Source organism: uncultured Psychrobacter sp., assembly GCF_947488565.1.
Taxonomy (GTDB): Bacteria; Pseudomonadota; Gammaproteobacteria; order Pseudomonadales; family Moraxellaceae; genus Psychrobacter; species Psychrobacter saeujeotis.
The window spans coordinates 300,586-313,491 of record NZ_CANKZC010000003.1; the positions used below are offsets into that span (position 1 = coordinate 300,586).

At 42.7% G+C, this 12,906-nt stretch carries 9 protein-coding genes; all 9 read left to right on the plus strand.

Annotated elements, in window-relative coordinates; all coding sequences use genetic code 11:
* The first annotated feature begins 44 nt into the window (after positions 1-44).
* The 9 genes from Q0890_RS08425 to clpB all read left to right on the plus strand — a co-directional run bounded on the left by Q0890_RS08425 (position 45) and on the right by clpB (position 12,893).
* Positions 45-581 (plus strand): gamma carbonic anhydrase family protein, encoded by a 537-nt coding sequence (locus Q0890_RS08425; RefSeq protein WP_299219457.1) that lies wholly within the window; start codon positions 45-47, stop codon positions 579-581.
* Between the two features lie 88 nt (positions 582-669).
* Positions 670-1,377, plus strand: coding sequence for an HAD family phosphatase (locus Q0890_RS08430; protein ID WP_299219458.1), 708 nt, complete (start codon positions 670-672; stop codon positions 1,375-1,377).
* Between the two features lie 178 nt (positions 1,378-1,555).
* A protein-coding gene (gene prfB / locus Q0890_RS08435) for a peptide chain release factor 2 (RefSeq protein WP_299219459.1) occupies positions 1,556-2,651 on the plus strand; the annotation gives its coding sequence in 2 pieces (ribosomal slippage) (positions 1,556-1,627 and positions 1,629-2,651; 1,095 coding nt in all).
* Between the two features lie 176 nt (positions 2,652-2,827).
* Positions 2,828-3,112 (plus strand): pyrimidine/purine nucleoside phosphorylase, encoded by a 285-nt coding sequence (locus Q0890_RS08440; protein WP_299219461.1) that lies wholly within the window; start codon positions 2,828-2,830, stop codon positions 3,110-3,112.
* A gap of 256 nt (positions 3,113-3,368) precedes the next feature.
* Positions 3,369-4,487, plus strand: coding sequence for a DNA topoisomerase IB (locus Q0890_RS08445; RefSeq protein WP_299219462.1), 1,119 nt, complete (start codon positions 3,369-3,371; stop codon positions 4,485-4,487).
* Between the two features lie 209 nt (positions 4,488-4,696).
* Entirely contained in the window at positions 4,697-6,409 is a 1,713-nt protein-coding gene (locus Q0890_RS08450; RefSeq protein ID WP_299219464.1) for an AMP-binding protein, read from the plus strand.
* A 107-nt stretch (positions 6,410-6,516) separates the two neighbouring features.
* On the plus strand, positions 6,517-7,308 hold the full coding sequence (locus tag Q0890_RS08455) for an SDR family NAD(P)-dependent oxidoreductase (RefSeq protein ID WP_299219466.1): 792 nt from the start codon (positions 6,517-6,519) through the stop codon (positions 7,306-7,308).
* A gap of 629 nt (positions 7,309-7,937) precedes the next feature.
* Complete coding sequence (locus tag Q0890_RS08460) at positions 7,938-9,911, plus strand: acyltransferase family protein (RefSeq protein ID WP_299219468.1); 1,974 nt, start codon at positions 7,938-7,940, stop codon at positions 9,909-9,911.
* A gap of 384 nt (positions 9,912-10,295) precedes the next feature.
* Positions 10,296-12,893: an ATP-dependent chaperone ClpB gene (clpB, locus tag Q0890_RS08465; RefSeq protein WP_299219470.1), complete on the plus strand. Its 2,598-nt coding sequence runs from the start codon at positions 10,296-10,298 to the stop codon at positions 12,891-12,893.
* The last annotated feature ends 13 nt before the right edge of the window (positions 12,894-12,906 follow it).

Genomic DNA, 12,906 nt, shown 5'->3' on the forward strand with positions numbered 1-12,906 from the left:
ATAAATAATAAAGTCAACACGTACAACTAAAACAAGGATTCGTTATGATTTATCAGTATTTAGACAAAACCCCTGAGTTTGCTAGTCCTTTTAACGGTTGGGTCGCAGATTCAGCACGCGTCATCGGTGACGTTTACTTAGGTCATCAAGCCAGTATTTGGTTCGGAGCGGTCATTCGCGGTGATAACGAGCGCATTCATATTGGTGATTATAGTAATGTGCAGGAGAATAGCGTTATCCATACCGATGAAGGTATTGAAGTCAAAATTGGTAACTATGTTACTATCGGTCATTTAGCCATGTTGCACGGCTGCCAGGTGGACGATAATAGTCTGATTGGCATCGGCGCTGTAGTATTAAACAACGTCAAAATTGGCAAAAATTGCATCATTGGTGCAAAGGCTTTGGTCACTGAGGGCAAACAAATTCCAGATAATTCACTCGTGATGGGTGCGCCTGCGAAAGTGGTAAAAACCTTGACGGATGATCAAGTGGCTATGCTAAAAGAGTCTGCTATGCATTATGCAGCGCGTTGTCAGAAGTTTAAAACTGGTCTGGTCGAGGTTGAACAACCAGAATAGTTGAGCATCAATGTCTAATTTATCAACATACTAATTCAGCAATATCAAAACGCACTGACCAACACTTATTTCTAATGAGCATTGTAATATGAGCACCAAAAACATCGACACCGCTTTTGTAGCCCGCACCTTGGCGTTATTTGACTTAGACCACACTTTACTCGATGTCGATAGCGATTATCTATGGGGCGAATATATCGTCAAACATGATCTTGTCGATGAAGCCGAATATCGCACAGCCAATCAAAAGTTTTATCAGGACTATATCGAAGGCACTCTTGATGCGACGGAATATAATGAATTTGTCGCGCAGTTTTTGAGTAGCTTGCCAATGGATAGATTGCACGAATTACGAGAAGATTATATTAAAAGCGAAATCGAGCCTCATATTCGTCCAAAAGCGATGGAAGTACTGTGTCAGCACATTGAGCAAGGTCATGATGTCGTGATTATTTCTGCGACCAATGATTTTGTGGTGTCTGCCATTGCTGAGCGGTTTGGCATTACGGATGCCAATGTGCTTGCCACACCGCTTGAAATTAAAGACGAGCGCTATACTGGCAAATTGACTGATAAGCCAAACTTTCAAGCGGGCAAAATTTATCATCTTGATAAGTGGCTTGATAAGCAGCAAATAGCAGGAGTTAAGTTTGAGAAAACTTATGCGTATTCAGACTCCAAAAATGACATCCCACTATTAGATTGGGCCGATGTGGCTATTTGCGTGTCACCTGATGATGCACTGCATGCACATGCGCTTGCTCATCGCTGGGCAGTAGAAGATTGGTCGATTTAGCTTTTCATTATTTAGCAACGTCATTGCAATGAGTAGTCTACAATATCGCTCTTAATAATTATTATTTTTGGCGTAGGCTGGGTTTTTAACCCAGCATTTTAAATTTGTAAAGTCCTGAAGCTGGGTTAAAAACCCAGCCTACAATAGATACTATTACTTAATAAACACAGGAAAACCTATGGAAATCAATCCGTATCAAGAACAAATCAAAGATCTATCTGAGCGTGGGCAGGACTTGCGGAGGTATCTTTGACTTCGATGGTAAGCAAGAACGCTTAGAAGAAGTCAATTTAGAACTAGAAAACCCTGAGCTATGGAATGATCCAGAGCGTGCCACCAAGATTAATAAAGAGAAAAGCCAGCTTGATGGGGTCATCGATGTCGTGGTTTCGCTTGAGACCACCTTAGAAGATGCATCTGCCATGCTGGAGCTGGCAGTAGAAGCAGAAGACGAATCGTTGCTTGCTGATGTACAAGCCGAGCTCGACGATGCGGAGAAGCGCGTTGCGGACTTAGAGTTTCGTCGCATGTTTAGCGGTGAGATGGATCCAAATAACTGCTACTTAGATATACAGTCGGGCAGCGGCGGCACTGAAGCGCAAGATTGGGCCGAAATGCTACTGCGCATGTATACGCGCTGGGCAGAGGCGCATGGCTTTAAAGTCGATGTCATTGAGGTGTCGTCAGGTAGCGTCGCTGGTATCAAGTCAGCCACGATTGAAATCAAGGGCGATTATGCGTTTGGTTGGTTACGTACCGAAATTGGCGTGCATCGCTTAGTCCGTAAATCACCATTTGATAGTAATAATGGCCGTCATACCTCATTTGCTGCCGTTTTTGTTTCGCCTGAAATCGATGATAATGTCGAGATTGATATTAATCCAGCGGATTTGCGTATTGATACTTATCGTTCATCGGGCGCGGGTGGTCAGCACGTGAACACGACTGATTCTGCGGTGCGTATTACTCACGAGCCAAGTGGCGTAGTCGTGACTTGTCAAAATGAGCGTAGCCAACATGGTAACAAGGCCACTGCGATGAAAATGCTACGTGCTAAGCTTTATGAGCTTGAGATGCAAAAACGTATGGAGTCGCAACAAGCGGTTGAAGATAACAAATCTGATGTCGGTTGGGGCAGTCAAATTCGCTCATACGTGCTGGATGACTCACGTATCAAAGACTTGCGTACGGGTGTTGAGACCTTTAACACCGGTGCAGTATTAGACGGCGATCTCGATCAATTTATCGAAGCGAGCCTAAAAGCTGGACTGTAAGGGTGCTTTTAAGAATAAATCCCTACTCTTAATTTTTGAATCTTTTTGAAGTAGGCTGTGGCTTTAGCCCAGCTTAAACCTTTGCTGAAGCACAATGCTGGGCTAAAGCCACAGCCTACAGTAGTCCATAAGGTTGATAGTTGGGTAACAAAGCGAAAATTACTTAAGGAAAAACTATGCTAAGCGTAAATAACTATTTTGATGATAAAGTGACTTCTATTGCTTTTCAAACGGCGACCAAGCCAGCTACTGTCGGTGTCATGAGTGTGGGTGAATATGAGTTTGGCACCAGCGAATTTGAAACCATGAGCGTCGTTAGTGGAGCGTTGACGGTAAAATTGCCAGAAAGCGATGAATGGCAAACCTTTAATGCTGGCGAGCAATTTACTATTGAAGCCAATAAGAAGTTTAATGTTAAAGTTGAAGTAGAAACGGCTTATTTATGCACTTATGGTAAATAGGGGTTTTTAGACTATAATCAATCCGATATAAAAACAACTTTTCATTAAGCGGCTTGATAGCCATGTATCTGAGTTATTTGGATTCAACTATAGTATTAGAATAATTAACGCCAAGTGGTTAATGCTTGGCGTTTTTTTATGGCAGTTAATAAGCCAGATTTTACACAGCATTACACTTTATCTGTGGCAAGTAAACAGCAAAAATAATCACAGTTAATTATGCTAAAACAATAACTTTCAATAGGCGTACTGTTTTATGGCAAAGGAAAACCAGCAAGCAATTATGGAAAACACACGTCATGATTACGAGCATTTAGCGCGCCGTGCTAATCTGCGCTATGTGAGCGACGATGAACCTGGATTTACACGTAGACGTTGGGGGCGCGGGTTTACCTATCGTGATGCGACTGGCAAGACTGTGAAGGACAAAGCGTTGCGTAAGCGCTTTGACGCTTTGGTTATTCCACCGATGTGGTCAGAGGTTTGGATATGCCAAGATGACAAAGGCCACTTGCAGTCGACGGGCCGTGATGACAAAGCACGTAAGCAGTATTTGTATCATCCGTCATGGAACAATATCCGTGATCAGGCTAAGTTTGATGCCATGATAGGGTTTGCAGAAGCATTGCCAAACTTACGCGCACAAGTTGAGAAAGATTTAGAAGCTGAGCCTTTGTCACGAGAAAATGTGTTGGCTGCAGTCGTTAAGCTGCTTGAGACGACTTTGATTCGTATCGGTAATAGCCGCTATGCTAAACTCAATAAAAGCTATGGCCTCAGTACCCTACGCAGCAAGCATGTTAGCGAAACAGACAATGGGCTGGCGTTTGATTTTGTCGGTAAAAGCGCCAAAGAGCATCATATTGAGTTGCAGGACGAGCGTTTAATTGACATCGTACAGGCATGTAGTGAGCTACCCGGTTATCAGATTTTTAAATATTTGGATGACAATGGCGATAAGCAGGTGGTCGATAGTGCAGATATCAATGACTATCTGCGAGTGCATACTTGCGGCAACGATTGTGAAAGCAAGATGTATAGCGCAAAGGACTTTCGCACATGGATGGCGAGTGTGCTGGCAGCCAGCTACCTTTACGATGAGCTGCAAACGTCAGTAGGCAAGGAGATACTAGCAAGTGCGCCTGAAAGCGACGAGCGCCAAAAGCTCATTACAGAGATGGTCAAAGATGTGGCGGATGAGCTAGGCAATACACCCGCTGTATGCCGAGCCTCCTATATTCATCCTGTCATTCTTGAGAAGTTTTTAGCGGGAGAGTTTTTTGAGTCTTATAAACAAGCACGTCGTGGACGCACTAAAGAATATCAACGCTGTGAAGAGAAAGCGTTACTTGGGTTTTTAAGTACAGTAGAATAAATTTAGACCCATTAGAAAGCTTGTATTTAATCGTAAAAATGATACGTTATGTATTGAAATAAACATAGAAATGCGTTACTAATAGATTATATTAAATGTAAGAATAAGAGACGGTCTATAGAATATGATCGTTTTGCTATTAGAACTAACATATATCTGACTTGAACCGTTGATCTATCTCTATTTATAAATTGCTAAAGGATTAGCTCATGACTATCTCATCTTCAAATACCAATGCATCTCAAAACCCTGCTTCGAATGCTTCAAACACTCTAGCAAGCTATGCTGATTATTATAATAATTTTGACATGAAGGCGTTGTTAACAGAGATCTTTGGTGATCATCTGGACGATCGGCTTAATGCTTATATGGCTTGCTGTGGACGTCATGTGCGTGATGGCCGTGCTGATACTATCGCGCTGGTCCACGAAGATACTGCGGGCAATATAACGCGCATGAGCTTTGGTGAGTTAGATAAAGCCAGCGCACAGGTAGCCAGCTTATTACAGTCTTATGGTGTAAAAGTCGGTGACCAAGTAGCCACCATGCTACCGCGTACGCCTGAGTTATTAATCATTGTATTGGCAACTTGGCGTTTAGGTGCGATATATCAGCCTCTATTTACCGCTTTTGGCTATGATTCAATCAAGTACCGGATGGACAAAGCCAACACCAAAATCGTTTTCACTAACGCTGATAATCGTAGCAAGTTTGAAGATTTGGCTGAGCAGACCAAAATGGTCTTTATCGGTAGTGCAGCTGATAGCAAGTCTTGGGATGACGACAATTATAACGAGATGATAGCAACACAGTCGCAAGATATAGAACCAATCTTGTTAGATACGGATGCGTCATTTTTGCAGATGTTTACCTCAGGAACCGTTGGCAAGTCAAAAGGTGTCAGTGTTCCATTAGCCGCGTTGCCAGCTTTTTATCTATATATGCGCTATGCGATTGATCTACGCGAGAGTGATAACTACTGGAATATGGCAGATCCAGGTTGGGCGTACGGTTTGTATTATGCGATTACCGGACCTCTACTATTAGGTGTCACGACTTATTTTAATGAGGCGGGTTTTGATGCGACCAATACGCGCGACTTTATGGTGCGTCATAAGATTACCAACTTAGCTTCTTCACCAACGGCATTTCGCATGATGAAATCAAGCGGTGTTTTTGAAGAAATCACTGATAATAATACTTCGACATTATCATTACGCTGTGCCAACTCAGCAGGTGAGACTTTAAATACTGAAGTAGTAAGCTGGGTGCAAAACCATTTAGGCTGCCAAGTCTGCGATCAATATGGGCAGACAGAGACCGGAATGACCTGCTGTGAACACCATGCGTTAGAACATGAATGCCCAGTCGGCTCGATGGGTATGGCTCTGCCAGGGCATACCCTCGTCGTGTTGGATGATGATATGCAAGTATTGCCTGATGGCGAGCAAGGCCAGCTAGCAGTTGTAGTCAGTCAATCACCAGCGTTTTATTTCCGTGGTTATAGCTGGAACGAAAAACAGGCGTTCTTTGAAGACTATTATCTGACAGGAGATGTGGTCGAGCGTCATAGTGATGGCAGCTATTGGTTCTCAGGTCGTGATGATGACATCATTACGACGGCAGGTTACCGTGTCGGTCCAACTGATGTTGAAAACACTGTATTAGAACATGAGGCCGTTGCTGAGTCGGCCGCCGTCGGTGTCCCTGATGAGGTGCGCGGACACAATATTAAGTCCTATGTGGTGTTAAAAGATGGCATCGAAGGCAATGACGAGATTGCCCAGCAAATTAAAGACTTGGTACGTAAGCGTTTATCAACCCATGCTTATCCACGTGAGATTGAGTTTGTTGCAGCATTACCAAAAACGCCAAGCGGCAAGATTCAGCGCTTTTTATTACGTAGTTTGACTGCTGAATAAGCTGCTAAATGAATAGGCCTAATTGTCAAGATTTTTAATACTTTCAACTAAAAGTTTTGCAAGATTTCAACTAAAAATACAAAACCTTAAATGGTTAAGGAATAATAATGCAAATTCAACAACACAGCTTTTTAGTCACTGGTGGTGCATCAGGATTGGGTGAGGCAGTCGTTCGTGCCATCGTTAATGAAGGCGGCAAAGTCGTTATCGCTGATTTGAACGAGTCAACCGGACAAGCATTGGTCGATGAGCTGGGTGATAATGTACGGTTTGTACGCTGTGATATTACCAGTGGCGAAGAGGTACAGGCGGCTGTCAATAAAGCCGAAGAAGCATTTGGCGGTCTACAAGGATCTATCAACTGTGCAGGTATCGCTGTCGTACAAAAGCTGCTCGATCGCGAAAATAATCCAGCGGAGCTTGATGCCTTTAGTCGTGGGGTTAATATCAACCTTGTTGGCTCTTTTAACGTGGCACGTTTGGTCGCAGCTTCCATTGCTAAGCGCATAACGAACAACAGTGATACAGAGAACGTGGCAGAAAAGAACACTGATAATGGTGTCATTATCAATACGGCATCTATCGCTGCTTTTGATGGGCAAGTAGGGCAAGCAAGCTATGCATCATCTAAAGCGGGCGTGGTCGGTTTGACCTTGCCACTCGCTCGTGAGCTGGCCCGTCACGGTATTCGCGTCATGACGATCGCGCCTGGGGTCTTTGCAACACCTATGATGGATACCATTCCTGAAAAAGCGCGTGAGCAGTTAGAGGCGGGCGTTCCTTATCCTAAACGTTTGGGCGCTCCTAATGAGTTTGCCAAACTGGTCACTCACATTATTGATAATGCTTACTTAAATGGGGAAGTCATTCGCCTGGATGGCGCCATTCGTATGGTTTAACCTGTATTAACTGGCTGTAAAATCCGATAACTCCTTGATATAAAATTCTTATTTATAAAAAAGACATGACATTTAGCATAGCGCTTTGCTATTTATAGTAGATGCAAAATTGGTCGATATAGTAATATGGCTTCCCAATAAACAGCGAACAAGAGTAAAGCGCTTATCACTTCTCTGTATTTTTCTCTAAATTACTCGTTATAAGTTCATCTTTTATCTAAATTAGATGAATTCTGATTGTTGATGTAAATACAATTTCAACAGTCCAGGTCAATAGCATTAACTGCAAAAAGATACTCGTCTATCCTTCTAAAGCTACTCTTATAATACAATTGTGGATAAAGTCCTTATAAATCAAAGGTTTGTTTTTAACTCTGTGCATGTCTTGTGGCTATTGACTCTTATTGATAATTACTGTCTATAATTTATCATTTCAACTCATCAATAAAGCGACTTTAAAGGCACTTCTTCAACGATAAAAACAGCCACGGAGATTATTATCATCTTATTACAGAACCGTATATCAACGTTATAATACCGTATATCCAGACTATTTTATGTTACCTCTTCCCTTTTAATATTTCTGTGCTATTGTCTATAATCGCTTATCTGAATATAGAGAGGAACCCGTGTTTGAAAAGTACACCCACCATGAGTATCGAAACGACATTCAAGGACTGAGGGCCATAGGGGCTATTATCATCATGGTGTTCCATATCTGGTTTAATAAGGTATCAGGTGGGGTGGATGTATTTTTCGTCGTTTCCGGATTTTTAATGGCTTCAATAGTATTAAAAGGCTATTTTTTAAATGGCACTGTCAGCCCGTTTCCTTTTTGGGGCGGCGTTATAAAAAGAGTCGCGCCATCAGCATATATTGTACTTGCAGCGACACTTATTGCCAGCTACTTTATCTCATCGCCAGTTCTAATATATACCGTGTTACATGAGATCATCGCCAGTGCCTTGCATCTTGAAAACATTCAGTTAATTAGACTCTCTGTCGATTATCTATCTACTGGTAGACCGCCAAGCCCGGTTCAGCAGTTTTGGGCACTGTCTATTCAAATGCAGTTTTATGTGGTCTTTCCATTGGTTTTGATTCCTCTTGCTTATTTTGCGAAGAAAAGACAAACATCTACGCCTCTTTTTTTGGGAATAATTGTTATTATACTGGCATCCTTTGCCTACGCTACTATGCTGGTCAAAGACGATCCAGCTATGAGTTACTTCAATCCATTGTCTAGAATTTGGGAGTTTTTCTTCGGTTCACTCTCGTTTCTTTTAATATCCAATGCCAAAAAAATAAAATATAGACAGATTTTAGGCATCTTGGGTATTGCTTTGATTATTGGCGGTGCAATCTTTATACCTAGAGGCGCAAATTTTTCGGGTCCTATATCTTTAATTCCTGTACTTGGTGCAGTTTTTATTATTATGTCAGGTGTCGGTGGTCAGGGCGTTGTAAACAAGCTATTGTCCAATAAATTCCTAGTATTCTTAGGGGGGATATCTTTCACTATCTATCTGTGGCATTGGCCTATATTGATATTTTATAAAGAATATTTTGGTTATGAGTCTATTAGTCTGATACAAGGGCTAATGATCATGAGCGTGTCTACGCTTTTGGCCTACTTTACCAGCAAAAAGATAGAATCTCCTTTTAGAAGAATACCAAGAGAAAAAGTACTGGTGAATTTTTCAATCGGAATTCTATTTTTCTTACCTGTGATGGTAGCGGCTTTCGCTTTTAGACACGAAGTCGTCTCTACTACTGAAAGCGCTAAGATAGAATTGGAACAAAAATCTATTGAACCATTTACAGGCGATAAAATTTACTTAGAAAATGAAAGCTTCAAACCAGATCGTGAACGTCTGCTTACGATAAAGCAAAGGGTCCCTGCTGCTTATGCTGCTGGGTGCAATCAATCTATGGACGGAGAGGAGGTGACTACTTGCGACTTTGGAGATTTGACGTCTGATCGTGAGATAGTACTGGCAGGCGGCTCTCATGCAGTACAATGGATCACCGCACTAGACAGCATCGGTAAAGAGAATAACTTTAAAGTGATCAATATGACAAAAGCGGGTTGTCCTTTAGGAGTGGTAGAAGAGTCTAACGAATCTTGTCACATATGGAATGAGGAGGCGGTTGAAAAAATTATAGAGATAGCGCCTCATGCTGTCATCACCAATTCTACTAGAACCGTAGTAGACCAAAAAGAGTTTATCCCTCAATCTTATATTGATACTTGGAAAGTAATCTCTGATAATGAAATAGATGTGATTGGGATAAGAGACAATCCACGCTTCGGTTTTGATGTACCAGACTGCTTACATAGAAGTAGGAACGCAGCAGATACAGATACGTGTGTCATAGACCGGACTGAGGCTCTATTGCCGACTGATCCTACTATAGAGTATCAAGACATTATTACAGGTATTGATATGTCAGATATGTTCTGTACCGCCGAAAAATGCCCGACTACTTTTTCTGGAAAGATAATGTATCGTGATGCAGAACACATCAGTATAGAGTATGCACACTTTATAAAAGATACCTTTGAAGATAAATTAAAAGAAGCGTTATCTACGGTCAGCTAAAAATATTTAAAATGTTAAGTTAATACAGAAAGAGCCCAATGCATTGGTTAAATCAACGCTTTGGGCTTTTTGTATTAACAGCCTCTAGAGCCGTAGATTTTATAATTTCTCCTTACCATATTCTTCTCTTGAAATAGCCATACAACACACCAATTGATAGCCTATAAGTAATATCATTACTACTGGTAAGGTTTAAAACAAAGCAATTGTAGTTGGTATATGTGAGCACTATTACCAGTAAGTCATTTTCTGGTGTTGACACTAAATATATTTAGTTGAAATACAATCCGATATCCCGCATATACATAGCAGACAAACAGAAGGGCCTTGTTATAAGCCCGTTATAAAAACTGTTAAAAATATGAATTATAAAAGGATAATACTATGAGATTTGAGAAGTTTACGCAAAAGCTGCAAGCCGCCATTCAAGAGGCGCAAAGCCTAGCGTTAGGACGTGACAATACTGGTATCGACCCAGTGCATTTGCTTGCCGTACTGCTACAAGATGAGTCCAATTTGTCTATCTGTCAGCAGGCAGGTGCCTCTATTCCTGCACTAAAAAACGGTGTAGCAAAAGCGTTAGACAATCAAGCCAAAATTAGCGAGCCGACAGGAGATGTCAATCTAAATCCAAACTCGGTCAAAATTTTAAATCTTGCAGATCGTCAGGCACAAAAAGCGGGTGATGATTTTATTGCTACTGAATGGGTCATATTGGCACTGGCTGAACAGGGCGAGACTAAAAAGATATTTGAGAGTGCAGGGGTGACTGCTGATAAGTTAAAAGCAGTGATTGAACAGCTACGGGGTAATGAGAAGGTAGACAATCAAAATGCTGAAGATCAGCGTGATGCCCTTAATAAGTATACGATTAATCTAACCGAGCAGGCAGAGCTTGGCAAGCTCGACCCCGTCATCGGCCGTGATGAGGAGATTCGCCGCACCATACAGGTGCTATCACGCCGTACCAAAAACAACCCAGTGCTCATTGGTGAGCCAGGTGTCGGTAAGACGGCTATCGTTGAAGGCCTAGCGCAAAAGATTATCAATGGTGACGTGCCGGAGGGTCTGCGTCGTAAAGAAGTACTGTCGCTTGACTTGGGTGCACTGATTGCTGGAGCAAAATTCCGCGGTGAGTTTGAAGAACGTCTCAAGGGTGTACTGAGCGACTTGGCCAAACAAGAAGGTAACGTTATCTTGTTTATCGATGAGCTGCATACCATGGTTGGTGCGGGTAAAACGGATGGCGCGATGGATGCCGGGAACATGTTAAAACCTGCATTAGCACGTGGTGAGTTACATTGTGTTGGGGCGACGACCTTGGACGAATATCGCCAGTATATTGAAAAAGACGCGGCACTTGAGCGTCGTTTCCAAAAGGTACTGGTCGATGAGCCGACGGTTGAAGATACCATTGCTATTCTTCGTGGTCTCAAAGAGCGTTATGAGTTGCATCATGGTGTTGATATTCAAGACAGTGCCATTATCGCGGCGGCGCGTATGAGTCATCGCTATATTACTGATCGTAAGCTGCCGGATAAGGCCATCGATTTAATAGACGAAGCAGCCAGTCGTTTACGTATGGAGATGGACAGTAAACCTGAAGCGCTAGGTAAGCTTGATAGTCGTCTTATTCAGCTAAAAATGCAGCGCGAAGTGCTCAAAAATGAAGAAGATGCTGGCGCACGAGCTGAGCGTAAAGTGCTTGATACGCAAATTGATGAGCTTGAAAAAGAATACGCTGATCTTAACGAAGTCTGGCAAGCAGAAAAAGCGCTGGTCAAAGGCAGTCAACAGCTCAAAGATGAGCTTGACAAAACACGCATCGCTTATGATAAGGCAAGCCGAGAAGGCGATTACGAGACCATGAGTAAACTGCAGTATGAAACCATACCGCAGCTTGAGCGCCGTATCAATGAGTCTGACTTGGCTGAGCAAAAGGAGCAAACAGGTGAGCCTGCTGGCGTAAAGTTATTACGTAATAAAGTCACTGATAATGAGATTGCTGAAGTGGTGGCCGCGGCGACAGGCATCCCTGTCAGTAAAATGATGCAAGGTGAGCGCGATAAGATGCTGGCGATGGAAGACAAACTTCACGAGCGCGTTATCGGTCAGGACGAAGCAGTTGAGTCGGTTGCTAATGCAGTGCGTCGTAGTCGGGCAGGCTTGTCTGATCCGAATCGTCCTTCTGGCTCGTTCTTGTTCCTAGGGCCAACAGGGGTAGGTAAGACTGAGCTGACTAAGTCTTTGGCAAACTTCTTATTTGATAGTGAAGAGGCGATGGTGCGCATCGACATGAGTGAGTTCATGGAAAAGCACAGTGTCAGTCGCTTGGTAGGTGCCCCTCCTGGTTATGTCGGCTACGAAGAGGGCGGTACATTAACCGAAGCTGTACGCCGCAAGCCTTATAGTGTTGTGCTGTTTGATGAAGTAGAAAAAGCGCATCCAGATGTGTTTAATATCTTATTACAGGTATTGGACGATGGGCGCTTGACTGATTCGCAAGGTCGGGTGGTAGACTTTAAAAACACGGTTATCATCATGACCAGTAATTTGGGTTCACATAAAATCCAAGAGATGGTTGGTGAAGACTACCAAGACATCAAAGCGGCAGTAATGGATTCAGTTGGTGAGCATTTCCGTCCCGAGTTCGTCAACCGTATTGATGAGATCGTAGTGTTCCATGCGCTCGGTCAAGAACAAATGGCTGGCATTGCTGATATCCAACTAGAGCGTCTGCGTCGCCGCTTACAAGAGCGTGAATTAGATATTACCTTATCTGATGAAGCAATGGGTCAGCTGGTCGCTGTAGGTTATGATCCAGTATATGGTGCACGTCCACTAAAACGTGCTATCCAGCAAGAGATTGAAAACCCATTGTCATTAAAGCTACTGGCAGGTGACTTTGTCGCAGGTGACATTATCAAAGTCGACGTAGATGTAGATGATAAGCTTACCTTTGATAAGCTTAGAATGAGTTAATAACGCTAAAGTG